The sequence below is a fragment of the Vibrio sp. 2017_1457_13 genome (assembly GCF_030851525.1).
GTDB lineage: Bacteria > Pseudomonadota > Gammaproteobacteria > Enterobacterales > Vibrionaceae > Vibrio > Vibrio metschnikovii.
On the sequence record NZ_VHTA01000003.1, the window covers coordinates 1 to 25,285 of the forward strand.

The window sequence follows — 25,285 nt, forward strand, 5'->3', positions numbered from 1 at the left end:
TAGCCACGTTCGGCGGCATGATTAGAATGAACGGCGCAGGTAAACGTGCGACAAATTTATTTATCGATCAAAACAATGATGGAAATGCTTGGATAAACCGCATCACAGATGGAGGAGAGTTCCGCCCTCTGTATAAGCTTGTTGTACATAATGACTCTCGTTTGAGTAATGCTAGAGAATGGACTGCAGACGTTGTCTCACAGACCGAAGCCGAAGTGGGAGCAGCAACGACAGCAAGAAAGTGGACTGCGCAGAGAGTGAGGCAAGCGATTATTGCATGGTGGGATTCTATCCCCAAAGGCACGGCTTTTAATAAGAACTTTGGTTCAACCGCAGGCACCGTTTGCCCTGGTAATGATTCTCGCCTAAGCGATGCGAGAGAGTGGCTAGCTAATACAGTATCCCAAGCCGAAGCCGAAGCGGGACAATCAGCAACACCGCGGAAGTGGACTGCGCAGCGAGTCAGACAAGCAATTAATAAATACGGGTTGGGGGTTTGGTCGCAAGAATTTCTTAATGATGTCTCTGTGGAGTTGCAATCAGGCATGTATGGTTTTACTTCCAGCGATCCCTCTGGAATAGCCACGTTCGGCGGCATGATTAGAATGAACGGCGCAGGTAAACGTGCGACAAATTTATTTATCGATCAAAACAATGATGGAAATGCTTGGATAAACCGCATCACAGATGGAGGAGAGTTCCGCCCACTTTACAAACTAATGACCGATGCTGATGTGATTGGTACAAATCAATCTTGGTTAAATGTCACATCATCACGTTCATCCGGTATTACATACACAAACAACACAGGCAGGCCGCTTATGATAGTGGTCACTACTGGGACATCATCCAATGGTAGTGGGGGTATTGAGATAATTGTTAATAGTGTAATCGTAGCTGCGCATAATCCAAGTTCTAACGGATTTGTTAATTCGTTCTCCCTTATCGTGCCGAAAGACGGTACTTACCGCGCGAACCTGATCGGCAATATGAATCTAGCTTCATGGAGTGAACTACGCTAATGAAATACTTCAAAAACACACAAAACGAAGTCTACGCATACGAAATCGCTGATTTAGAACATGACGAGCAAGTCAAACTTCGTATAGCTGAACTAGAAGCCGAAAAGCTAAACCCGCCGATGATTGAAGAAGGCGAAGAAGCCAAAGATTACGATGCAATCATTAACAAGCTTCGTTCCACTATTCGCATATCAGATCAGCTAATCGCTATCACTGAACAAGAAATGCAGCAGTTGACAGCGCCAAGCGCAGCAGAGATTGAGCGTCAGTTCATTGAATCAGAACATGCATGGGTAAAATCCGAGCTTGATAATGTACAAGTGGAACTCATGTATCACTGGACAGACGATGAACGCGCATCATCAACAGAAGAAGAGTGGAAGCAATACGCGCGTGATTTGCGTAACTACACAACTACCGACGAAAACGGCAACCCACAAATAAGAGAGGGAGAAACTCGCCCTCTGCGGCCAACGGAATAAACCATGAACTGGCTGCAAACGAAATTAACATGGCCAACGGCAGCGGCTGGCATTCAGACCGCTGCCGAGTCCGTCACTAACCAAGTCGGCAGCACCATGAGTGCTGCTACTGGCCGACTAACCGCGCTGCAAAGTGACGCTAACTTTACTCGCCATCCTTTAAGCAGCGAGGCCGAGGCATTACTCAACCTGCGCAGCGAGTTAAACAGCTTGCTCGTTCAAGGTACAGTGATCAGCGCTACGCCATATCAGTTTCAGGTCGGAGAGCGGTTAGAATCTGGTTGCTACCTTAGTCCAGCCAATGCAGTGAAAGCATTAGCCGCCAAATTGCGTGACCTTTCAGATCACCATAGGCCAAAAGCTCAAATCAATGTCATTGCTATCATGCTCACCGCGCAATCCGTTACTGAATTTGCAACCAAGTTAAATACACTTTGTTCAGTGTTGTCTTTGCCGGATTGGTGTCAATGCGCCAGACAAACGACAGCATTAGTCACCAACGAAAAAGACAAACTACAGCAGCCAACGTCGATAGTTCAGCCACGCTTTAAACCCGCTGCGCATTTAACCGCTAACCCATTAACAGACTACTTTGCCGCGCAAGGGGCGCAAGTCGCCACCCTTGAATCACTAGCCAGTGACAAAACCAATGTGATCGCAAAGATGGCGAATTTAGCAAGCAAACGCAGCCAGAAGCTGAACGAAATATCACAAAGCATTAATGCCCTTAAAGCGTTGAATGGCAGCGTGTACAGCATGGTGATAAGCGGAACACCAGAAAGCATTGCAACACAATTAAAACAAGCAGCGTTACCCAATAACGAGCCGCTAACGATAGCAAGCCTAATGATAAGCAATGAACCATTGATATTTTGGGAGGGGTTATTGTGTTCGCACTAGACGGTAAAACATTCAATATCAAAAATCTGCAAGTCCATTTTGACCGCGATTTTAAAAGTGAAGACATGTCCGGTATGTCTTCTTTTGCCATGTTATCAGAGCAAGGCGATAAACCTGCCTCTTTACAAGTCACCGGATTAATCGCATTTAAAGACATTAATCAACTCGCTGACCTGCAAAGCATGAGCAGCGATAAAGACGAAAATGGTGATCGCAAGCTCTATCGAATCGTGAATGAACTCGCCAACGCTTTTAACATCCGTGAAGCCAAATTTAACGGCAAATTTTCAGCCACAGAGCACGACAAACTCATGGCGTGGAATGTGTCATTCCGTTTAGTAGAACAACGCTCTGTTGCTGAGCAAAAAGAGCAGCGCCAACGCGCACAAACAAAACCACAGCAAGCTGAAAACGGCCAGTTGCAGTCAGCTTTAGAAAACGCAGACGAGGCGACCCAATGAAGCTAACCAAGCGTTTATTAATCAGTAATCAAGAAGTGCACTTGGCAAGCAATAAAGTAAGCCTAAAGCTATCACTCGGCGGTAAAGCCATTTTTACGTTTAAGAACGAAAGGGAAGTAAAACCCCATGAATCGGTGCGCTTTGACATTGGCTATAAAGAGCAGCCGAATGTCTGGTTTGAGGGCTACATCGAGAAAGTTCAGCCAGCGCCAAACGGATTTCAAAAAATCGTTGTAAAAGAGTATGCCGGCATTTTAAGTCACCGATGGACGATTAGTATTGAACATCCAAGCATCGAGCAAATACTTGCGCGGCTAACCGAGCAAACAGGGTTAACCTTTTCACTGCCAGATGCCGATTACAGTAGAAAAATCATTCCCAACTTTGTGCATGATGGCGACGGCTACCAAGCATTAAACGCTATTGGCCGAGCGTTCGAAATCGATGGTTTTTGTTGGTACCAAGACTTAGACCAACGGGTATTTGTCGGCTCATACAAAGACAGCCGTTTTTATAATAAGAACGTTGAAGTCCCCGCGCATTTCAGTATCAAACAACTAGCAAACAGCATCAGCTTTGTACCGTTCCCGATGATACGCCCCGGTCATGTCGTAAACGGCTACCGCATCAATCGACTCGATTTAATCGATGACGAAATGACAGCGCATTGGAAATCATCAGAGAAAGAAGTATCACCATCGCAAAGAGAAATTCTAGACCTGTTCCCAGAACTAACAGCAGGTTATCACTTGCCGCGCTTTGGCAGAGTAGAAGCCGTGCGCGATAATGCCAGCACAGGCCAAGTAGCAGACCCATTTCGCCCCCGCTATGCCATTGATATACAACTACTCAATGAAAACATGCAGCCGGATTTATCCGTGCCTGTTTATCGCTCCGTCCCTATGCCCGTACACATGAGCGGCAGCGAATCAGGGTTATTAGCTTACCCACTTGAGGGAACGATAGTAGAAATCGCTTTCGCTTATGGCCGTAGTGATAGGCCGTTAATTCGTGGTATTTATGGCCGTGATTATGCGTTGCCGGAAATTGCACCAGGTGAACAACTGCAGCAACAGCGTGAAGAAGTCAGCCGCCGCATTGATGCAGCAGGAAACATAACCGATAAGACAGACCAAACATTAACAACCGAATCATTTGAACGAGTTGAAAAAGCAACTCACTACAAAGCTGATCTTGGTAGTCACGAGTTAAATGTCGATGATCATAGTGTTGAGAACATCATAGGCAAAAAAGTCATTGAGGCGTTGGGTGCCATAGAATTATTAGCCGGAGATAATCTTGAACTTGGTAGCCTTGGTAATATGCACATTGCTACTGCTGGCGATTTGGTCACAGTGATCGGTAAGTTGAGAAACATCGTCATAGCCCAAGACGATAAACTAAAAGTAATGGGTAACAGGTTAGAAGTGATAGAGAAAGACTGGGAAGCATCGGCAAAGAACATGCGCTTTACCGCAGACTTAATCACAATGAACGGCGGTAAAGGTGTAGTGCAAGGGGATTGCATCTGTTCATTCACTGGCTTACCGCATACTGACTTATCAAGCACAGTTAAGGCAGGTAAATAATGGCACTGAGTAAATCCTCATTAAAAAGTAAGTTAGTCAGCGAACTGCAGGCGCAAGGCTTCGAAACGCAAGGCCAATACGCTATGGCCGCAAAAATGGCCGAAGCCATTGCCAATGCTGTTATTGATGAGATAACCCAAAATGCAGAGGTGGCGGTCACCAGTGGCAGCTCCGCAGGTACCTACCAAGTCAGTTAACCACCCACAAAACTAACCACAACACACGCAGCCAATCGGCTGCGTTTCTTTATGTCCGCACTAACCCAAAACGCTTAACACGCCTCCCCATCCGAAATAGGCAGCTCAGTACCACGTAAAGGAGTCTTTCGCGGACGTAATCCGCGCTCCTCTACACCCGCCTGCGCGCTTTTTGGGGCGATTTTTTTGCAGTTTTGTTTTACTGAAAAACCAAGGCCAAGCGAAGAGGGCAAACTATATCGCCAAGCCTTATATACCAAGGGGCTTGCAGAGTTGTAAGGGTGCGTAAAAACACCTAAAAAAGACCATTTTAAAATTTCAAAAATTGAAATTATTTTCAGTAAATTGCAATTATGATGATCTGATAAGATCGGTTATAAAATGCTAACTCTTTGATATTTATATGACGCGCCTAGATTCCGTGACAAATTTTAATGATCTAATGATCATTTTAACGATCAGGTGTAAAGTAGTTAAACCCAAGCACCGCAATGGCTTGAGCCTAATTTCATTGCTAAAACATTTTTTCAATTTTCTTCATGCGTTAAACTCAATTATCAACCCAAAAATAGCCGATACGATAATGACGAAAAACCGGATTTTGTCAGAGAGATACGAGTTATCAATAATGGTGGTAAACAACTCACTTGATGCTGAACAAATTGTGAAAAGACACCGAGAACTAGAAGCCAAAGCACTAGAGCCAACCCTAGCAGTAAAGCGCCTAGGGTCTGCATTAAAAGCGTTTGATATCGATGGGAAGCTAGTATCACTAAAGCAAGCCATGAGAATGTTAGCGAAGTAGCTGTCGCCACTTCATCGCCAATCATGATTTTTGTTTTATTTAATGCTTTGTATTTAAAGCGTTTTTATTTTCAGGTTAATAAGATCACATTATAAACCATCCTAACAGAAACTAGCGGTATTAAGATTTTTCAATCTCTTATCTTATTAATCGCTGCTTTGCCACTATTGTTAGCGGCGGTTAGGATTTTTATATAGGCTACACTGACGGCTTAATAACACCAAATCGAAATAGATTAAGAGCTGTTAACAATCATCATTGATATCTTTAAAATATGCACTTAGTTAGTTATTGTCGATGTGTTTTTATTGGTTTTATTATTTTAATAGTTAATGAATCATGTGTTCTAGTCTGGATTAGTTATTTCCTATAGGCATCAATAATATAAGTATTCAAAGCAAAACTAATATATTTTCCTTTTTCTGTATTTTTAATGTATTCATAATTTGTATTTTTGATTTTTAATAAAAAATATTTATTGTCCTATGTTTTATTTTTTATTGAAGATTAAGCATATTTACATTGACCTTTTTTAACTAACCCTCCTATAATCCGCGCCGTTCAGTTAATGAACAGACTGTGTAATTACAGCATCTCGTTAGGCGAGGCTCCTGTACAAACATAGGCCACTGATCTCACGACATCCAGAGATGCCCAAGATCAGGACAGTTTTCATCGGATTAAGGTGTTAACCCAAGTGGCTTTCGCGTTTGCGAATACGTTGTATAGTGCTGAAGCTGGGACTCGGGGATGAATTATCCTACCATTTCCTTTCGCTCGTCAAATAACGGCTGTTTTCTTACATCATAGATCAATCAATTCAGGATATTCCTGAGTCACATGAGGTTAATGTGATGAATGTAAATGTAATGAAAAACACCCACTCAATTATTGAGACCGCACAAGTTAAGCAACTGAATGAATTTTCAAGAAAATTAATTCAACCACATTACCGTGAAAAATGGGTTGAGAAACTCGTTAAACTTTCTGATTCAGAAATTAAATTTGTATTAGAATCATTATCTAATCATGAAGTTTCTGAATTATTTAGTACGATTTCGGCCAATGCCACAGGAGAATTACTACTGTGCATTACACCACAGCAACTAAAAGAAATACTGCCTTTAGTTGCACCAAAGTTTATTGAGAATGCAATGCGTACCCTCGATGAGCAGAAGCGTGAGATTGTGCTCGAAGCGATGCCAATAGACGATTTAAAATACCATCGTGAAGCCTTGTTTTGGCCTGATGAATCGGTTGGCCGACATATGCGTTCAGATGTCATCACTTTACAAATTACTCAAACGGTAGAGCAAGCCAAGCAAACCCTTTATGAAGCTTGGGATATGCCAAACTTATTACACAACATGTACGTTGTGAACGAACAAGGGGCATTATTAGGAGAAATTAGTCCTAAAGCATTATTGGTTGCTTCATCAGAACAGTCGTTAATGACGATGGTTGAACAAAATAAGCTCGTGATTGATGCGATGGTTGATCAAGAGAATGCAGCCCGTTTGCTTCTTGAACATAATGTTCCAGTACTTCCTGTCGTTTATGAAGGAAAATTAGTTGGTTTTTTCTATCTAGAAGATGCCGCTGCGATTCTGGAAAAAGAAACAACAGAAGATGCTGAAATGCAAGGCGGTACGATTCCTCTTGATGGTAGCTATTTAGACACTACACCTTGGGAGTTATGGAAAAAACGTATTGTATGGTTATTAGTACTTTTTGTTGCTGAAGCCTATACTGGAACGGTGCTACGAGCGTTTGAAGAACAACTTGAAGCGGCAATTGCGTTAGCCTTTTTTATTCCATTATTAATTGGTACTGGTGGTAATAGTGGAACACAAATTACTACAACTATTATTCGCGCAATGGCGGTTGGTGAAGTCAGTTTACGTAATTTAGGGACAGTATTACGGAAAGAATTATCAACAGGAACTTTAATTGCCGCAGCAATGGCCGTTGCCGCTTGGATCCGTGCTTGGTCACTTGGTGTCGGTTTTGAAATAGGTTTAGTTGTAACGCTAACTATTTTAGCGATTGTACTATGGAGTGCTTTAGTTTCTTCAATTATTCCAATGGTATTACGTCGCTTGAATATTGATCCAGCGGTTGTATCTGCCCCTTTTATTGCAACATTAGTGGATGGAACTGGTTTGATTATCTATTTTGAAATTGCAAAATTAACTTTGCCTCAGTTAGCTTAATTATTAAAAACCCCTATCATCTAGTCATAGATATGATGATAGGGGTTTGTATGAAAATTTAATATCTTTCGATTAAATCGCCAGTTAAAAAACCAGTAGTTTGAATATGAATATTATTGTTTATTAAATTATTCAAAGTGATGTTCTACATGATTCAAATATGTCGAGTTCTGGCTGATAGACTTCGGTGTTAACATCCATAATTCCTAATAGAGAATGGAATATATTATCATGAGAGTACATTCCAATTTTATTTGCTGATTCTTGAAGACAATCATAATTAATATTTTTAATTTTTTGAAAACTAGGTGACATCCATACCATTAGTGGAACTTTAGTTTGATATTCAGGCGCTAAACGATAAGGCATTCCATGTAAAAATATCCCATTTTCTCCTAATGATTCACCATGATCAGAAACATAGATTAATGCAGTATGATAGCTTTTTTCTAATGCTTTAAGCTTATCAATGGTTTGGCGTAAAACATAATCGGTGTATAAAATCGTATTATCATAAGAATTAACGATTTGCTCTACTGAACAGTTTTCAATATCAGCGCGTGGGCAGTCAGGCATAAATGCCGTTTTGTCTTCAGGATAGCGTTGAAAATAAGTTGGTCCATGACTTCCAATGAGATGTAATGCGATTAATCGATTACCCTGCATGTTTTCTACATCTTGTTCAAAGTTTTCCAGAAGTGCCATATCGTAGCAGGTTTTACCATTACAGAGTTCGTTGTTTTCTGTTCTATCAATAGTGATTATATCAATATTTTTAGCCACCTCTTTATCACCACCATCATTCTCTTTCCATAATAATGATATGCCTGCACGTTTTAAAATATCGAGAGCATTATCTTGGTTATCCGCTTTTTGACGATCAAAATTGGAGCGTGTCATTGAAGAGAATAAACAAGGAACAGATACAGCGGTCGCAGTACCGCATGAACTAACATCTTGGAATGAAACGATAGGCAGTTCATCGGTATAGGCGTTGGTTTTTCGTGGATAACCATTTAATTGATAGTTTTGTGATCGCGCCGTTTCACCCATGATGAAAACAACAAGAGTAGGTTTAGTCTCGGCACTTTTTATAGCCTGTGCAGATTGTTGCGCATCTTGGCCTATTTCTCGATACGGTAGGGGGGTAATAAAGTAATTATTATTTAAATACTTTACTGTACTATAAATAAAATGTGTCGGAATAATAATTTTATTGAGATAGGAATTGTTTCTACCAACAGAAACATAATCTTGATAATAAAATACAGCGATAAGAGAAATAATACAAAGCGAAACTAATAAACTGATTAGTTTCTTTATTATCAGATTAAAGAATGAGCCGCCTAGCGTTAAGCGGATTTTGGCAATAATAATGGCTGGTATTACGCCAATAATTAGTGTCCATAAGATAGAGTAACCACTAAGATAAGATCCTGCTTCACTGCTATCTGTTTCTATAATATTGGCGATCATCGTTGTATCAAATATGGTGCCGTAATTGTATCCTGCATAGCTGACTAGCGATGACAGCAATAATAGAATGATGAAAAAAGGTTTACTCAACCAAGGCCAACTAAAAAATTGAAAGAGAAAATTTAAAACTGCCAAGAAAAACAGTGGAATAGAAAGAATAAAACCTATTTTAACGCTTTCAAGATTATTAATGATAGTAAATAACGATTTATAAACTGGAAGATTAATTATCGTTGCAAAGTAAAGTGCAATAAATAAAGTAAAAGTATGGTACGAGATTTGTTTTTTAAGCAGAGACTTGATGTTATTCATGATTATTTCACTAAAATAGAAAGCCAGACGAAACCAGCCAGTAATAAACTGATAAAGACGGCAGCAGAACCAATATCTTTGGCTCGTCCGCTTAATTCATGCCACTCATCTCCAATACGATCAACGACAGCTTCAATTGCTGAATTTACCAGCTCAACTGTCAGTACCAGAAGTAAGCTAGAAATAAGTAAGATTCGTTCAATATTTGAAACAGACATGAAGAAAGTGCTCATTATCAATACAACACAGGCGAGTAGTTCTTGACGAAAAGCTGCTTCGTAAAGCCATGCGGCTTTTAGCCCTTTTATCGAATAGCCCGTCGCGTCAATGAGGCGTGAGAGGCCAGTTTTTCCAGGTTTCACAATAAGCAGCCTATATAAAGTTAACTCATTAAGGATAAAGAGTTTTTGACAAGCCTTAAGACGGCTCTAATGCCGATCAAGTCTTGCGAATTGATGAGAAAAGTTGAAATGATTCACAAATGGTTGTTGTTTTGCCATTTGTTTTATCAATAGTGGAATCTACAGGTTTTTATGATCAGACACCGTCTGAATGCGTCATCGTTTGTATGGATATGTATGAAAAGCAGGTTTTTTAGTCGGTCAGTTATTTATCTTGGATAGCTTTTAGTGATTGCAACGATGAGAAGAGGCAGATATGTCGGTGAATCAATAGGCGGATAAAATAGATAATGTAGGATGCGGATAAGGTCTAAAATTGAGGGAGGATCTTAAACTCAGGTGTATTCAGCAGTAAAAACAAAAAAGAGAGCCGAAGCTCTCTTTTTCTAGGTGTTTGGTCGGACTGAGAGGATTTGAACCTCCGACCCCCGACACCCCATGACGGTGCGCTACCAAGCTGCGCTACAGTCCGATGCGCGTAATTTACTGACTTTTCTTTACAGCGTCAAGCATAAAAACGTTTAACGCCATGATTTAATTATCTTTTGAATAAAAACGCTGCAATTCGGTTAAACCTTGCATCAAAATGGGTAGCGTAGGATTCTCGTTAGTCAGTCTTTGATAGTGTTCATCATAGAGTTTAAAGTTACCGAATTTATCGATGACCGTCGTTTGCTGATCAGAAATGAGAGCAAGTTCGCGAGTATCTCCGGCTAAAATCCAACGTCTTTTATTCTCGTTAAACAAGTTTTTGCCGCTACTAAAATCACTGGGATTAGACGATACCCCGAGTAGATCTTGCAGTAAAGTGACGGAAAAATCCAAGTGGCTAGTACGATGAGTAAAGACAGCCGGAACTTTACCAGGCCAATAGATAACCATGGGTACTTGAAGTTGGTAACGACTGAAATTGCTGTTAGCGCCCCAGCTGTTACTTCTGGTCTCATTAAACTCGGTGCCGTGATTAGAAGTGATGACCACAATAGTATTATCGAGTAAAGCTAAGGTTTTCAGCTCATCAAACAAAGTAGCCAACTCAAGATCAGCTTGAGTCACCGAATGATGGTAGCTGTGACGAAATCTATCCGTTGTAGTGGCTTGTTTATCGTGCGGAAGCAACTGATTAAATTTATCAACCGTGGTCAGTTCAATGAAGCTAAACCAAGGTGAATGAGTTTGCTGCGCCCATTGAGACCAATGACTAATCGTTTGTTGATCAACGCTTGGTGTCTCTGCAAACGGTATTTTCACTAACGGGAGTCCACGGAAAACCGACTCTTGAAACAGAGGTTCAGAGAAGTTATCGCTACTAAATAGACCAAACTGATAGTTTTGATTTTTTAATACATCAATCAGTACTGGTAAGGTGCCTTGCACTTTAATGCTACTGGCATAACTGCTTGGTAGACCATAAAAGAGCCCAAAAATACCATACATGTCGTTACTTGAGCTGTAATGATTGCTAAAGGTTAATGCTTTTTCCGCAAACTGATGAGTGTTTGGCATCAGCGATTCATTTAGCACATCGGCACGTAAGTTATCGACACTCACTACTAGGATATTGAGTTGATTAGGACGACGACCAAACTCAATTTTTTCTAATGGATAGCGCACTAAATCGACGTTGTATTGGCTTTCTTGTAGCCGTTTTAAATATTCGTCTCTATCCAACAGGCCATGTTTTTCCATGAATGACTTTGCTGTCATCGGATAAGAAAGAGGGAAGTTTGACTTTTGGCTGGTGACCGGAGAATAGAAATAAGCGTCCGACCAGACATAAATTAAATGGCTAGCAATAAAGCTGAAAAAGAAGACGGCTGCAATTGGGCGACCAATTCGTTTATGCGACAGTTTACGTTGTTTACGCCATACCCATTCAGAGAGCGCCAATTGCACGAGAAAAATTAGGGGTAGCACGACAAAAAGATGTTGTAGATCTGCGCTCACCGTACTTTCGTCACTGAACATTAGCTCCCAGACAACGGGCGTTAGGTGTAGATTAATGGTTTGATAAGTCTGAGTGTCGATCAATAGTACGGTTAATCCCAAGGTAGCAAAACAGACCGCAAAAAAACGAAACAGTCGCCGTGATGGGATTAAAAAGGTGAGCGGAAAAAGAATCAATAAATAGAGAGCAAAAACCAGAAAACTGAAATGACCTACCCAAGAGACAGTTAAATAGAGTTGTCCCAAAAAAGTATCTGGCCAAGGTGTTTGAGTGATGTAACGAGTACCAATCAGCATCGCTGCAATGATATTGAAGAAAGCAAACCAATGCCCCCAGCTCACTAAACGTGAGACTCGTTCACCATATGTATTTCCGCTATCTACCATGAATTTTTCTATTATCCGCTCGGTCAGTAAAATTATTTTTCTAGAGAAGAGGTCAAAGCTTGAGCAAACTTCTCTGCGATCACTTTACGTTGGGCAGCCGCCACATGTTGGTTAAGCACATTAGTCGCCATATTGCCGGCAATCATTAACGTGAGTTCCGAAGACGCATTATGTTTATCAAGCACGGCAGCGATTTCGGTTAGGATAGTTTCAACTTGTTCGTTACTGTATTTCGATGTAATAGGCATAAAGACTCTATAGATGATAGTAAAAGCGGCTTATGATAACCTACTATGCCTGACAACTGAAACCAGTACGATGATTATTTCACTATGAGTTTGCACCTTTCCAATGTCATTTTGCATCAATTATGCAAAAACGATAACGATGAGTTAATGGTTAATTACCGGACTCAATCGCTTGATAATGATACCTCAACCGAAAACTTAGTTTCTGAGTTACATCGCGTGTTTAATGCAAAAGCAGGAAAGGGCTTTGGCTCTTTTAAAGCGGACAGTGATGTACAACGCTGGTTACAAGCGTTACGAAAAGGAGAACAAGACTTTTACACTTTCTCACAACAAAGCGCCGAGCGTCTTAAACAAGAGTTGATTAAGTATCCTTTTGCTGACGAAGGTATTTTGGTGTTGGCGGAATACCAATCTTTAGCGACTCACTATTTGTTTATTGGTTTATTACCGCTTAATCAAAGCTTAAAAGTGACCGAGGGGTTAGACATTAGCGCTACCGATTATCTTGATATCAATAAAATGGATATTGCCGCGCGGGTCGATCTGTCGAGTTTTGAAACGGATAAATCCTCTAATCGCTACCTGTCTTATATTAAGGGGCGAGTCGGGCGTAAAGTGTCTGACTTTTTCTTGGATTTTTTACAAGCTGAGGTCGGGCTTGATCCGAAACAGCAAAACCAAGTATTAATGCAAGCGGTAGAAGACTTTTGTAGTGATGCCAAACTTGAAAAAGAAGAAGCGATTAGCTACAAAAAACAGGTTTATGACTACTGCAATGATCAGATCAAATCCGGCGATGAAGTTCAAGTTAAAGAGCTATCCAGTGAATTACCTGCCAGTCATGAAGGGACCAGCTTCTTGGAATTTACTCGTGAGCATGGTTACCAACTGGAAGAAAGCTTTCCTGGTGATCGCGCAACGGTGCGCAAACTCACCAAGTATGTAGGAGCGGGTGGTGGATTGAACATCAGCTTTGATAGTTTGTTAATGGGGGAACGTGTCTTTTATGATCCGGAAACGGACACATTGACGATTAAAGGTACGCCACCAAATTTACGCGATCAGCTAACCCGAAAAGGTTAACCATCTGATGAGTATTGGTTTGCTCATGTATTGATAGAATGAGCAGTCGAGAGCGCTAAACACAAGGAGCACATGATGTGCTCCTTGTGTTTTTTTTGGCATAAGCGACAGTGACATTAAACCGATTGACGTTGAACCACCACTTCTTCGTCAGTTAACTCTTCATTCGCTGTTGCAGTTGGCTCACATTTATCGACGAACCACCCCATATAAGAGGTAAAAATCGTGACAATAATGCAAACAAAGCTTAGCCACATGAATGGCGCATAAGATAAGGTTGCGACGCCCAAGATACTGGCCATATAAATACCATTATCACTCCAAGGCACCATTCCAGACGTTAGCGTGCCACCAAACTCGGCATTGCGTGACAAATTCTTACGTTGATAGCCTAATCGGTCATAATTTTTAGCACAAATTTTTGGTGTCAGGATAAGTGAAACATACATCGCGGAACCAAATACGTTACCCATAAAAGCCGTACCAATGGTACTGGTTGCTAATGAACCGCTATTGGTGACGCGGCGCTCAAACAATTTAGCAATCGTTTCGAGTACACCGACTTTATCCAGTAGACCACCAAAACCGAGACCAAAGATGATCACTGCAACCGATCCTAACATCGAAGACATACCGCCTCGGTTGAGGATAGAGTCAATAAAATCAACCCCCGAGGTAATGCTAAATGGAGCCCAAGCAGTATTAAAGGCGGGTAAGAAATCGACTTCTTGGATCATGACTGCCCAGATAATACCTAACAATGAACCAAAGCTAATCACAGGAAACGAAGGCATACGCAAGGCGAGTAAACCAAGGACGATCAGTACAGGAATGAAAGAGTAAGGGGTAATATAAAACTGGGTTTCCATTGCGGTGATGACCGACTGCACTTGTGACATATCGACGTTACCCGCGTAATGAAAACCAAATAGGGTAAACATGATGCCGGTAATCACATAACTGATCAGAGCAATCGGTAGCATGCCTTTAATGTGTTCCATCACTTCGACGTTCGACATTGAAGACGCCAGAATCACCGAATCAGACAGTGGCGACATTTTATCGCCAAAATAACAGCCCGATAATACTGCGCCAGCGGTGACGGGAGCAGGAACGCCAAGACCTTGGCCAATGCCCATCATCGCAATCCCAGCTGTACCCGCTGCCCCCCAAGATGTCCCTGTAGCCAATGCTGTTAAAGAGCAGATCACCATCGTGGCAAGCAGGAAAATAGAAGGATGAATGGCTTGTAGGCCATAATAGATAATGGTTGGTACGATGCCGCCAGCAATCCAAGTACCGACTAAAGCGCCGACGGCAAGCAGAATTAATACCGCTCCTAAGCCGTTAGAGATACCGGTCAACGCGGCTTTTTCTAGCTCTTTATATTGGTGTCCTAGGCGAACCCCTAATCCCATAATGATAAACCAGCCAATATAAAGTGCTAGTTGAATGGGTAAATCAAGTTGAGCGGTAAAAGAAAATGCTAATAATAAAAACAGCCCCAGTGCGACAATAACTTGTAACAAACTGGGTAAGCGTGTGGGGGCTTGTGTCATGTTTAGAACCTCGAGTTCGATGATATTACCAAGGAGAGGTAAGCATCCTTATTATTTGGCTGCGACTTTACATGAAATGTTGTCACATATCGAACTTAAAGCGAGTTGTTGTGATTTGTATCAGTTAAAAACATTACTGTAGTGTTAAATGTTGTTTTTTCGAAAAATTAATGAAATGAAACAGTTTGTAGCATGAAATTATTGTGTTGCAAGGTGTGAGTGATTAAGTGAAGTTTTAATTAATAAACACTAAAAAACGCCAAGTTAGACTTTTTCAGGGGTTGAACTTAAATCGACGATAAAGCACAGTAGATAACATGACATTCTATCATTGCCGCTAGGGGTGATAGATGAGGTTTTTATTTGAACACACGGAGAAGTAGTGCGATGAGAGTAGGTTTAGTCGGTTGGCGTGGCATGGTTGGCTCTGTATTAATGCAGCGCATGGTCGAAGAAAGAGATTTCGATGTCATTGAGCCAGTATTCTACAGTACGTCACAAATTGGTATTGCAGCCCCTAACTTGGGGAAAGACGCTGGAATGCTGCAAGATGCCTATGATATTGACAGTTTGAAGCAGTTAGATGCCATCATCACTTGTCAAGGTGGTGCCTATACGGAAAAGGTTTATCCTGCTTTGCGCCAAGCGGGATGGAAAGGGTATTGGATTGATGCGGCTTCTACGCTACGAATGGATCCTGAAGCGATTATCACCCTCGATCCTGTCAATTTAGCGCAGATTCAGCAAGGTATTCATCAAGGTACAACCACGTTTGTGGGTGGTAACTGTACGGTTAGTTTAATGCTCATGGGATTGGGTGGCTTGTATGAAAAAGGCTTGGTTGAATGGACCAGTGCAATGACTTATCAGGCAGCCTCTGGGGCAGGTGCACAAAACATGCGTGAATTAATTTCACAAATGGGTGTGATTAACGATGCGGTTAGTTCGGAATTAGCCAATCCTTCGAGCTCGATTCTAGATATTGATCAAAAAGTAGCAGAAACCATGCGTTCAGCGTCGTTTCCCACCGATCAATTTGGTGTACCTCTTGCGGGTTCATTGATTCCATGGATTGATGTCAAACGTGACAACGGACAAAGTAAAGAAGAGTGGAAAGCTGGCGTTGAAGCCAACAAAATTTTGGGCTTACAGAATACTCCGATCCCAATTGATGGTACTTGTGTGCGCATTGGTGCGATGCGTTGTCACTCACAAGCGCTGACGATTAAATTGAAACAAAATATCCCACTTGATGAAATTGAAGAGATTATTGCCTCTCATAACCAATGGGTGAAAGTTGTTCCTAATGAACGCGATATCACTGCGCGTGATTTGAGCCCGGCGAAAGTCACCGGAACGCTATCGATCCCGGTTGGACGTTTGCGCAAAATGTCGATGGGGGATGATTTCTTGAATGCCTTTACCGTTGGCGATCAGTTGTTATGGGGAGCGGCCGAGCCACTTCGTCGTACATTACGAATTATTCTGGCAGAGAAACAATAAGCCAGCGTTAAGTCATCAAACCATACTTCGTCAAGCGAAAGCGCCTATGTGCTTTCGCTTTTTTTATGTTTTTTGATTGATGTTCAGTGATTCCCGTTAGGCCAAACCAGGGAATAAATTACGCAAACCGTTAGCAATAAACTCTATACCAAGTGCGCCAAGAATCAGTCCCATGATCCGAGTAATGACGTTAATACCCGTTTGGCCGAGTAAACGCACGATGTAAGGAGCGGAGCGAAACAGCAACCAAGAACCGAGACTAAAAACCACAATAGTCAAGGCTATGCCCACTGTATCAAACATACTTGGATAGCGTGAGCTATAGACGATGGTTGAACTGATTGCACCAGGTCCCGCCATTAAAGGCATCGCCAGTGGAACAACACCAATCTGTTCTCGACTGATGTATTCTGATTTTTCTTGCTTGTTTTGTTTATCCTCACCCAGTTTTCCGCTCATCATTGAAAAAGCAATGCTCAGTAACAGCAAACCACCTGCCACTCGGAATGAATCCAGTGAGATACTGAACATATCGAGTAGAACTTGCCCTGCAAGTAACGCGGTAATCAAGATCACGGCGACAGCAATATTGGCCGTGGCTGCAGTTTTGTTCTTTTCTTCCAATGTCATATGGCTGGTTAAAGACACAAAAATAGGCATGATGCCAACCGGGTTAACCGCGGCAACCAGTCCTAGAAAAAATTGCAGGAAAATGGCGAGTTCAAAATGCATGAAAACAGTCTCTGACGATCAGTAAAGTAGATAGGCTAAGATAATGTATGTTAATCGAAACAAAATCACGAATGAAAAAAACTAGTTCATGGCTCTGATCATGATTAAGAAAAACTAATCATGGGATCATTGTGATAATGCACTGTTACAAATGATGTGGTTGAAATCGGTTTTTAATGGTGATTTGTTAACATCCACACAGTTTCTGTAAAAAAAAGTCCAGGGGTTGGAGAGTTGCTGAAGAGTCTATATACTCAAACTGGCACATAAAACATTGGCTACAAATGGTAATGTTGTACAAAAATGAAACTTTTTTACAAAATGTTGTACTTTTTCTAGTTTATTGTGTTTGATAGCCTCTTTTTTAATCATGTGTTAATTTGTTGTTTTTCTTTGTTAATTCAACTTCTTATGTGTTTTTTTCTGGCTGTGTTTCTTGGGCGGTGCTATTTAGTTTTTGAGAACTGATCTGAGTCAATTTTTTTCAAACCGTGAAAGATTATACTCAGTTCTGAAAGCAATTTACTAAGTCTGTCGTTACTTAAGCTATTGTGAGACCAAAATAAAACTGAGAGACAGCAAGCTTAATAAAGAGTTTTTAACATTTTTCTATTTTAGGAGATTCACTATGCCGGTAACTAATTTGGCTGAACTTGATGCTCTTGTGGCTCGCGTTAAAGCGGCACAAGCAGAATTTGCAACTTACTCTCAAGAGCAAGTTGATAAAATTTTCCGTGCAGCATCTTTAGCCGCAAACCAAGCCCGTATTCCTCTCGCGCAACAAGCGGTAGCAGAATCAGGCATGGGTATTGTTGAAGATAAAGTGATTAAAAACCACTTTGCTTCAGAGTTTATCTATAACAAATACAAAGATGAAAAAACCTGTGGTGTCCTTGAAGAAGACGAAAGTCTAGGCACGATGACGATTGCTGAGCCTGTTGGTATCATCTGTGGTATTGTCCCAACGACTAACCCGACTTCAACCGCGATTTTTAAATCACTCATCTCTTTAAAAACGCGTAACGGTATTATCTTCTCGCCACACCCACGTGCGAAAAATTCAACCAATGACGCAGCGAAACTCGTTCTTGATGCAGCGGTAGCTGCTGGTGCACCGAAAGACATTATCGGTTGGATTGACCAACCTTCAGTTGAGCTTTCTAACGCCTTAATGAAGCACGATGGTATTGCGCTAATCCTTGCTACTGGTGGTCCAGGCATGGTGAAAGCGGCTTACTCTTCTGGTAAACCAGCTATCGGTGTTGGTGCCGGTAACGTACCGGTTGTAATCGATGAAACTGCGGATATTAAACGCGCAGTCGCTTCAGTTTTAATGTCAAAAACGTTTGATAACGGTGTGGTTTGTGCTTCTGAGCAAGCGGTTATCGTTATGGATGAAGTTTATGATGAAGTGAAAGAGCGTTTCGCGACTCATAAAGCTCACGTATTAAGTAAAGCCGATGCAGATAAAGTACGCAAAGTCCTCCTGATCGATGGTGCGTTAAACGCGAAAATCGTTGGTCAACCAGCGACAGCGATTGCTGAAATGGCGGGTGTTAAAGTACCAGCGGATACCAAAATTCTAGTCGGTGAAGGTATCGGTGAAGTGTCTTACGATGACGAGTTTGCTCATGAGAAACTATCGCCAACACTAGGCATGTTCCGTGCTTCTTCTTTCGAAAATGCCGTAGAGCAAGCGGTTCGAATGGTTGAGATTGGTGGTATCGGTCATACCTCAGGTTTATACACCAACCAAGATATTAATGCAGACCGTATTCGTTACTTCGGTGACAAAATGAAAACGGCTCGTATTTTGATCAATATTCCAACCACTCACGGTGGTATTGGTGACTTGTATAACTTTAACGTAGCACCGTCTTTGACTCTGGGCTGTGGTTCTTGGGGTGGTAACTCTATCTCTGAGAACGTGGGTCCTAAGCACCTAATCAACAAGAAAACTGTTGCTAAGCGAGCTGAAAATATGTTGTGGCACAAACTCCCTAAATCAATCTACTTCCGTCGTGGTAGCTTGCCAATCGCACTGAGCGATCTTGAAGGTAAAAAACGTGCCTTCTTAGTAACAGACCGTTTCCTATTCAATAACGGTTACACTGACGAATTGGTTAGCATGCTCAAAGCATTGGGTATGGAAGTACAAACATTCTTTGATGTTGAAGCTGATCCGACGCTATCGGTAGTAGAGAAGGGTGCTGAAGCGATGAAGAGCTTCCAGCCTGATGTGATTATTGCCCTTGGTGGTGGTTCACCGATGGATGCTGCGAAGATCATGTGGGTAATGTACGAGCACCCTGAAACTCACTTCGAAGAGCTCGCAATGCGCTTTATGGACATCCGTAAACGTATTTACAAGTTCCCGAAAATGGGTCAAAAAGCAGAGCTAGTGTGCATCACCACAACATCTGGTACAGGTTCAGAAGTTACACCATTTGCGGTAGTAACCGACGACAAAACGGGTGCTAAGTACCCACTTGCTGACTACGAATTGACCCCTCACATGGCGATCGTTGATGCTAACCTAGTGATGAATATGCCAAAATCACTAACAGCCTTTGGTGGTTACGATGCGGTGACTCACGCTCTAGAAGCTTATGTTTCTGTATTGGCGAATGAGTACTCAGACGGTCAAGCTCTGCAAGCACTGAAGATGCTGAAAGAGTACCTACCTTCAAGCTACAAAAATGGCGCAGCAGACCCAATTGCACGTGAGAAAGTACACAATGCGGCAACCATCGCAGGTATCGCATTTGCGAACGCCTTCCTTGGGGTATGTCACTCAATGGCACACAATATCGGTGCTGAGTTCCATTTACCACATGGCCTTGCTAACGCGCTATTGATTTCTAACGTTGTACGTTATAACGCGAACGATAACCCAACTAAGCAAACAGCATTCTCTCAATACGACCGTCCACAGGCTCGCCGTCGTTACGCAGAAGTTGCTGACCATCTTGGTTTAAGCCAAGCAGGCGACCGTACAGCACAGAAAATTGAGCGTTTATTAACTTGGTTAGAAGAGCTGAAGAAAGAACTCGATATTCCATTATCGATTCAAGCTGCGGGCGTTAATGAAGCTGACTTCCTAGCTAAAATTGATGATTTGTCAGTTCGTTCGTTCGATGACCAATGTACAGGCGCGAACCCACGTTACCCACTGATTTCTGAGCTTAAAGAAGTCCTTCTTTGTGCTTATTACGGTAAAGCTTTCGTTGAAGGTGAAACCTTCGAAGGGACGACCGTTATCAAGAAAAAAGATGACCAAAAGCCAGCAAAGAAAAAGTAAGCTGAATTAATGAGAGGTTTTCGCTAGCACGATGCTTCTCTAATCGAATCGAGACCCTACCATAAGTTATGGTAGGGTCTTTTTTTTGATGGCTATGTTGGGAAATTTTGTAAATGATTACTCCGATCAATAATCAAGATAGCGACTGATTAACTGAGCGATAGCGGTGACGACAACGATGAAAATCTAGGGTTGCGTCACCATTTTAGCGCTATATAATGGCCTTCAGCTCAGAAAGCTTGATGAGCATCAAAAAACGAAGAGCAAGATAAATAACTTGCCAATAGAGCTCAATTTGATTCATCGCCTTTATTCAAAAGTGATAAACAGCAAACCTCTATAGACTTTACAACTGTATGACTAATTTTCTCAGTGTGACTCGTCGTGCTGATCCCTGATTATTACCATTTGTTTGAGGATAGTTATTGTGACACGTATTATTGTTGTCGGTGGAGGTGCCGGTGGACTAGAGCTAGCCACTAAGCTCGGTCGAACGTTAGGGCGAAAGAATCGCGCTAACATCACCTTAGTGGATCGTAATTCTAGTCATCTATGGAAGCCATTGCTCCATGAAGTCGCCACTGGCTCTTTAGATGAAGGCGTTGATGCATTGAGTTACCGTGCCCATGCTAAAAATCACTGTTTTGAGTTTCAACTTGGTAGTCTAGAAGCAATTGACCGTGAGACAAAGCGGATCACGCTGAGTGAACTGAGAGATGAACATGATGAGTTATTGATGCCAAAACGAGAACTGGAATATGATCTTCTAGTCTTAGCGATTGGCTCTAAATCTAATGATTTCAACACGCCTGGAGTAAAAGAACACTGTATTTTCCTAGATAGCCCAGAGCAAGCACATCGTTTCCGTACCGAAATGAATAATGAATTTTTAAAGCTACATGCTAAAAATGGTCAGGGAACGGTTGATATTGCGATTGTGGGGGCTGGAGCGACAGGTGTAGAATTATCCGCTGAATTGCATAATGCGGTGAAAGAGTTACACAGCTACGGCTTTGGTGATTTAGACTCGAGCAAGCTCAATGTTAATTTAATCGAAGCGGGCGAGCGTATTTTGCCTGCATTGCCACCGCGCATTTCTGCCGCCGCGCATAGCGAGCTGACTAAATTAGGGGTCAATGTTCGCACCACGACGATGGTTACTAAAGCTGAGAAAGATGGCTTAACCACCAAAGAGGGCGAAAAAATCTTGGCGACGATCATGGTTTGGGCTGCAGGCATTAAAGCGCCTGATTTTATGAAAGACATCGCAGGCTTAGAAACCAACCGTATTAACCAGTTAGTCGTCAAGGATACCCTTCAGACGACTCGTGATGATGATATTTTTGTGATTGGTGATTTGGCCCAGTGTACACAGGCGGATGGTAAGTTTGTTCCGCCACGCGCTCAAGCCGCCCATCAAATGGCGTCACAAGCGTTCAAAAATATTGTTGCTAAACTGAATGGCCGAGAATTAAAGCCTTACATCTACAAAGATCATGGCTCTTTAGTGTCACTAAGCCGTTTTTCTACTGTAGGCAGCTTAATGGGCAACTTAACCAAAGGCTCAATGATGGTTGAAGGGCGTATTGCGCGTGTGGTGTACATTTCTTTATACCGTATGCATCAAATGGCCTTGCATGGTATTTTTAAAACTGGGCTAATGATGTTGGTTGGACGAATCAACAGAGTGCTTAGGCCGAATCTTAAACTGCACTAATTAAATAAAAAACCGAAGCATAAAACTCTGAATACCGCTCACTTAACCGTGAGCGGTTTGTTTTTATAAGGATAAGAACATTTAGGTGATTTATCTGCCATTGATATGGCTAAGTACGCGACTTTTTTCACTTCAGTTATGAATCATTTATTTTTAATTAAGATTGATTTCTATATCTGACTCTATGGTAGAAGAACAAGTCAAAATATAACCTTCCTCGATTTCTTTCGCGGTTAATGCAGTTTGATTCAAAGTCGTTACACGACCTTTACTAATTTTACATTTACAAGAGCCACAAATACCGCTGCGGCAAGCGATGAGCAGAGGGACTCCTGCATTTTCAAGTACATCAGCAAGCAATTGTCCTTTCTGAGCCTTTATGGTTTGAGCAAAGTTAGCCACGCCAACCTTGACCTCGGTGTCTGAGATCAGAAGTTTTTGAGTTTGAATTGGACTAAAACTTTCTTGATAAAAATTAGCCATATCAAAGCCGAGTTTGAGTAAGTAACCTTCAATATCTCGCATGAATTTATCGGGGCCACACAAATAGATATTACGTGAATGCATATCTGGCACTAGGGTTTTCAGCCAGTGTATATCAATTTTTCCTTGCGGATAGCCACTGTTCTTTGCGTCTTTTAACAACAATTTCAGATGAAAATTGTCGTACAAGGTGTGATAGGTTGCCAATGTATCAAAGTAGAGGGTTTGTTCGGGGGAACGAGCAATGTGCAAAAACTCAATATCAATCTCCATTGCATGATGAAGCCAATATTTTATCATAGCCATGACAGGGGTGATCCCACATCCTGCACTGATAAGTAGCACTTTACTTTGCCCATCGTGAATTTTCGGTGGATGATCAATACAATTAAAATCACCTGTCGGAGGAAGTGCTTGGACAGTACCTGTCACCTGTAATTGATCAATCAAAAAATTCGATACTTTACCGCCATCTACACGTTTAACGGTAATTTGGAGGTAATTCTCTGCGTTCAACGAACTGATTGAATAAGCTCTAAATTCCATCTTTCCTGCTATCTTAACTCCAAGATTGATAAATTGTCCCGGTTTAAAATCAAACAGTAACGATTCGCTCGGTTCACCGAAGCGAAGAGAAACCGTATCTTCAGTTTCAAAGAATTTATCGATGCAGTGCAGTGTGACTGGCGTTTGACCCTGCCATTTAAAATACATAATATTCTCTCCTACTATCATCAAATTTAATGCCCTCATAAGAGGGCATTAAATTTTAAGCGGCCAAAATCGTTTTTAAGTCTTCTGCTACGTTGCCAATGCTACGCATATCGAACTTATCTTGAAGAATAGTGAGTAGATTATCGGTTAAAAATGCAGGAGCTGTTGGACCGGTGTAGATCCCTTTCACACCGAGTGCGAACAAGGTCAATAGGATCACTATCGCTTTTTGCTCAAACCAAGAAAGCACGAGTGTTAGAGGCAGTTCGTTGATATCGCAATCAAACTCTTTTGCCAGTGCCAAGGCCAACTGAATGGCTGAGTAAGCATCATTACATTGGCCCACATCCAATAAACGAGGGATACCATTGATGTCGCCAAACTGGTTTTTATTAAAACGGAATTTACCGCAGGCAAGAGTGAGGATTAAAGTATCGTCAGGCGCTGCAGCGGTGAAGTCGCTATAGTAGCTGCGTTCAGCTTTATCGCCATCACAACCACCGACTAGGAAAAAGTGTTTGATATTACCCTGTTTAACTTGATCGATGACGGCTGGAGCCGCATTCATGAGCGCATTGCGACCAAAGCCAACGGTGATCATCTGCTCTATCTCGTCATGCAGGAAACCAGATTGGTTTAATGCACACTCAATTACCTGATTAAAATCGTCACCTTCGATATGTGCAACATCCGGCCAGCCAACGATACTGCGGGTGAATAAGCGCTCAGCGTATTGGCCTACATTTGGGTTGAGTAAACAGTTGGAGGTCATAACAATCGCTCCAGGGAAATTAGCGAATTCTTTTTGTTGGTTTTGCCAAGCACTGCCATAGTTGCCAACCAAGTGAGGGTGTTTATTAAGCTCAGGGTAGCCGTGGGCAGGCAGCATTTCACCATTGGTATAAATATTAATGCCTTTACCGACCGTTTGTTGCAGGATTTTTTCTAGATCATGTAAATCGTGACCAGAGACTAGAATACACTTCCCCTTGATAGGTTTAACATTAACAGCGGTTGGCTGTGGATGGCCGAATGTGTCCGTTTCACCGAGATCAAGCATCTCCATGACTTTATAATTCATCAAGCCAATCTTCATTGAACAATCGAGTAGCTCTGAGAGGTCGTCAGGTTCGGTACCAAGCCAAGCCATAATGTCATGATATTGGGCGTAGATATCGTTGCTGGTTTGACCAAGTACACGCGCATGCTCCATGTAGGCAGCTGCGCCTTTTAAGCCATATAAACACAATAAACGTAAGCCAATCACATCCTCGTGAAGCATCTCTTTACCCCGATTAACCGCCACTTGTGGTGCGAGAGTTAAAATTGCCTCAACCGAATCAGGTAATTCAAATTGGGCAACGGCGGGTAGAGGTGTGATAGGTTGGTTAGTGAGTTGGCTGGCCGCCAGCACTTGTGCCTTTAAGCGCACTTGATATTCTGCAGCTAGATGAGTCAGCTCAAGAATACGCTGTGGATCGAAATTGACATTGGTTAAGGTAGCAAAGAAAGCTTTAGGAGCCCATTGATTGATCTCATCGTCAATGATATTGAACGAGTAGGCTTGGTTTGCCCAAAATGAAACGCCTTGCAATGTATAGACCAAGATGTCTTGTAAGTCAGAAACTTCCGCGGTCTTGCCACACATACCTTGCGTAAATGAGCAGCCTTTTATGGTTGGCGTCTGGATAGTCTGTTCACATTGAATACAGAACATAATAAATCTCCGGTGTGTTAACCCTAAACAGTT

The 25,285-nt window shown here is 41.9% G+C and carries 19 protein-coding genes, 1 tRNA gene and 1 riboswitch; of the genes, 11 read left to right on the forward strand and 9 right to left on the reverse strand.

Features of this window, described 5'->3' with window-relative positions; genetic code table 11:
* The 7 genes from FKN88_RS04490 to mgtE all read left to right on the forward strand — a co-directional run.
* Positions 1 to 1,022, forward strand: a 1,022-nt coding sequence (locus tag FKN88_RS04490) for a hypothetical protein (RefSeq protein ID WP_306687357.1), incomplete at its 5' end; no start/stop codon positions are given.
* Entirely contained in the window at positions 1,022 to 1,504 is a 483-nt protein-coding gene (locus tag FKN88_RS04495) for a hypothetical protein (RefSeq protein WP_306687356.1), read from the forward strand. The genes FKN88_RS04490 and FKN88_RS04495, both read left to right, overlap by 1 nt.
* Before the next feature lie 3 nt (positions 1,505 to 1,507).
* Positions 1,508 to 2,404, forward strand: a complete 897-nt coding sequence (locus FKN88_RS04500) for a hypothetical protein (protein ID WP_306687355.1) — start codon at positions 1,508 to 1,510, stop codon at positions 2,402 to 2,404.
* Positions 2,392 to 2,865: a DNA-binding protein gene (locus FKN88_RS04505; RefSeq protein ID WP_187985104.1), complete on the forward strand. Its 474-nt coding sequence runs from the start codon at positions 2,392 to 2,394 to the stop codon at positions 2,863 to 2,865. Before FKN88_RS04500 ends, FKN88_RS04505 begins: the two co-directional genes overlap by 13 nt.
* Positions 2,862 to 4,454, forward strand: coding sequence for a hypothetical protein (locus tag FKN88_RS04510; protein ID WP_306687354.1), 1,593 nt, complete (start codon positions 2,862 to 2,864; stop codon positions 4,452 to 4,454). The genes FKN88_RS04505 and FKN88_RS04510 overlap by 4 nt, the downstream gene beginning before the upstream one ends.
* On the forward strand, positions 4,454 to 4,651 hold the full coding sequence (locus FKN88_RS04515) for a hypothetical protein (RefSeq protein ID WP_306687353.1): 198 nt from the start codon (positions 4,454 to 4,456) through the stop codon (positions 4,649 to 4,651). Before FKN88_RS04510 ends, FKN88_RS04515 begins: the two co-directional genes overlap by 1 nt.
* Positions 4,652 to 6,043: 1,392 nt before the next feature.
* Positions 6,044 to 6,213, forward strand: a riboswitch (M-box (ykoK) riboswitch).
* Between the two features lie 97 nt (positions 6,214 to 6,310).
* A complete protein-coding gene (gene mgtE / locus FKN88_RS04520) occupies positions 6,311 to 7,669 on the forward strand; it encodes a magnesium transporter (RefSeq protein ID WP_306687360.1) in 1,359 nt (452 codons plus the stop codon).
* 132 nt (positions 7,670 to 7,801) lie between these two features.
* On the opposite strand, the gene FKN88_RS04525 is transcribed toward mgtE, so the two are convergent.
* The 5 genes from FKN88_RS04525 to FKN88_RS04545 all read right to left on the reverse strand — a co-directional run bounded on the left by FKN88_RS04525 (position 7,802) and on the right by FKN88_RS04545 (position 12,440).
* On the reverse strand, positions 7,802 to 9,457 hold the full coding sequence (locus FKN88_RS04525; RefSeq protein WP_306687352.1) for a phosphoethanolamine transferase: 1,656 nt from the start codon (positions 9,455 to 9,457) through the stop codon (positions 7,802 to 7,804).
* A 2-nt stretch (positions 9,458 to 9,459) separates the two neighbouring features.
* Complete coding sequence (locus FKN88_RS04530) at positions 9,460 to 9,819, reverse strand: diacylglycerol kinase (RefSeq protein WP_306687351.1); 360 nt, start codon at positions 9,817 to 9,819, stop codon at positions 9,460 to 9,462.
* Between the two features lie 434 nt (positions 9,820 to 10,253).
* Positions 10,254 to 10,330 (reverse strand) — tRNA-Pro (locus FKN88_RS04535).
* 62 nt (positions 10,331 to 10,392) lie between these two features.
* Complete coding sequence (locus FKN88_RS04540; protein WP_154167529.1) at positions 10,393 to 12,192, reverse strand: DUF3413 domain-containing protein; 1,800 nt, start codon at positions 12,190 to 12,192, stop codon at positions 10,393 to 10,395.
* A 32-nt stretch (positions 12,193 to 12,224) separates the two neighbouring features.
* Positions 12,225 to 12,440, reverse strand: coding sequence for a YejL family protein (locus tag FKN88_RS04545; RefSeq protein WP_004394913.1), 216 nt, complete (start codon positions 12,438 to 12,440; stop codon positions 12,225 to 12,227).
* A gap of 84 nt (positions 12,441 to 12,524) precedes the next feature.
* Here FKN88_RS04545 and yejK point away from each other — a divergent pair, with 84 nt between their 5' ends.
* A complete protein-coding gene (yejK, locus tag FKN88_RS04550; RefSeq protein ID WP_161425128.1) occupies positions 12,525 to 13,526 on the forward strand; it encodes a nucleoid-associated protein YejK in 1,002 nt (333 codons plus the stop codon).
* 116 nt (positions 13,527 to 13,642) lie between these two features.
* Here the strand turns inward: yejK and nhaC are convergent, their stop codons facing one another.
* Positions 13,643 to 15,085 (reverse strand): Na+/H+ antiporter NhaC, encoded by a 1,443-nt coding sequence (gene nhaC, locus FKN88_RS04555; protein ID WP_004394915.1) that lies wholly within the window; start codon positions 15,083 to 15,085, stop codon positions 13,643 to 13,645.
* 387 nt (positions 15,086 to 15,472) lie between these two features.
* On the opposite strand from nhaC, the gene asd reads away from it, so the two are divergent.
* Positions 15,473 to 16,588 carry an aspartate-semialdehyde dehydrogenase gene (gene asd, locus FKN88_RS04560; RefSeq protein ID WP_110166635.1) on the forward strand — a complete coding sequence of 372 codons (1,116 nt, stop codon included), beginning with the start codon at positions 15,473 to 15,475 and terminating at the stop codon, positions 16,586 to 16,588.
* 96 nt (positions 16,589 to 16,684) lie between these two features.
* Here the strand turns inward: asd and FKN88_RS04565 are convergent, their stop codons facing one another.
* The gene (locus tag FKN88_RS04565) at positions 16,685 to 17,320 is read right to left on the reverse strand and encodes a YchE family NAAT transporter (RefSeq protein WP_158138637.1); all 636 of its coding nucleotides are present in this window, start codon (positions 17,318 to 17,320) and stop codon (positions 16,685 to 16,687) included.
* Between the two features lie 628 nt (positions 17,321 to 17,948).
* On the opposite strand from FKN88_RS04565, the gene adhE reads away from it, so the two are divergent.
* Positions 17,949 to 20,621, forward strand: coding sequence for a bifunctional acetaldehyde-CoA/alcohol dehydrogenase (adhE, locus tag FKN88_RS04570; protein ID WP_154167538.1), 2,673 nt, complete (start codon positions 17,949 to 17,951; stop codon positions 20,619 to 20,621).
* A 427-nt stretch (positions 20,622 to 21,048) separates the two neighbouring features.
* Positions 21,049 to 22,338, forward strand: coding sequence for an NAD(P)/FAD-dependent oxidoreductase (locus FKN88_RS04575; protein WP_154167540.1), 1,290 nt, complete (start codon positions 21,049 to 21,051; stop codon positions 22,336 to 22,338).
* A gap of 153 nt (positions 22,339 to 22,491) precedes the next feature.
* Here FKN88_RS04575 and FKN88_RS04580 read toward each other — a convergent pair whose 3' ends face one another.
* Both FKN88_RS04580 and hcp read right to left on the reverse strand, forming a co-directional pair.
* Positions 22,492 to 23,535, reverse strand: coding sequence for a hybrid-cluster NAD(P)-dependent oxidoreductase (locus tag FKN88_RS04580; protein WP_154167543.1), 1,044 nt, complete (start codon positions 23,533 to 23,535; stop codon positions 22,492 to 22,494).
* Positions 23,536 to 23,590: 55 nt separating this feature from the next.
* Positions 23,591 to 25,252: a hydroxylamine reductase gene (gene hcp / locus FKN88_RS04585; protein ID WP_154167546.1), complete on the reverse strand. Its 1,662-nt coding sequence runs from the start codon at positions 25,250 to 25,252 to the stop codon at positions 23,591 to 23,593.
* Positions 25,253 to 25,285 lie beyond the last annotated feature (33 nt).

Bases quoted from the DNA above. Each gene is read 5' to 3' on its own strand.
- FKN88_RS04495 (WP_306687356.1), top strand. From the start codon at position 1,022: ATGAAATACTTCAAAAACACACAAAACGAAGTCTACGCATACGAAATC.
- FKN88_RS04500 (WP_306687355.1), top strand. From the start codon at position 1,508: ATGAACTGGCTGCAAACGAAATTAACATGGCCAACGGCAGCGGCTGGC.
- FKN88_RS04510 (WP_306687354.1), top strand. From the start codon at position 2,862: ATGAAGCTAACCAAGCGTTTATTAATCAGTAATCAAGAAGTGCACTTG.
- FKN88_RS04515 (WP_306687353.1), top strand. From the start codon at position 4,454: ATGGCACTGAGTAAATCCTCATTAAAAAGTAAGTTAGTCAGCGAACTG.
- mgtE (WP_306687360.1), top strand. From the start codon at position 6,311: ATGAATGTAAATGTAATGAAAAACACCCACTCAATTATTGAGACCGCA.
- FKN88_RS04525 (WP_306687352.1), bottom strand. From the start codon at position 9,457: ATGAATAACATCAAGTCTCTGCTTAAAAAACAAATCTCGTACCATACT.
- FKN88_RS04540 (WP_154167529.1), bottom strand. From the start codon at position 12,192: ATGGTAGATAGCGGAAATACATATGGTGAACGAGTCTCACGTTTAGTG.
- FKN88_RS04545 (WP_004394913.1), bottom strand. From the start codon at position 12,440: ATGCCTATTACATCGAAATACAGTAACGAACAAGTTGAAACTATCCTA.
- yejK (WP_161425128.1), top strand. From the start codon at position 12,525: ATGAGTTTGCACCTTTCCAATGTCATTTTGCATCAATTATGCAAAAAC.
- nhaC (WP_004394915.1), bottom strand. From the start codon at position 15,085: ATGACACAAGCCCCCACACGCTTACCCAGTTTGTTACAAGTTATTGTC.
- asd (WP_110166635.1), top strand. From the start codon at position 15,473: ATGAGAGTAGGTTTAGTCGGTTGGCGTGGCATGGTTGGCTCTGTATTA.
- FKN88_RS04565 (WP_158138637.1), bottom strand. From the start codon at position 17,320: ATGCATTTTGAACTCGCCATTTTCCTGCAATTTTTTCTAGGACTGGTT.
- adhE (WP_154167538.1), top strand. From the start codon at position 17,949: ATGCCGGTAACTAATTTGGCTGAACTTGATGCTCTTGTGGCTCGCGTT.
- FKN88_RS04580 (WP_154167543.1), bottom strand. From the start codon at position 23,535: ATGTATTTTAAATGGCAGGGTCAAACGCCAGTCACACTGCACTGCATC.
- hcp (WP_154167546.1), bottom strand. From the start codon at position 25,252: ATGTTCTGTATTCAATGTGAACAGACTATCCAGACGCCAACCATAAAA.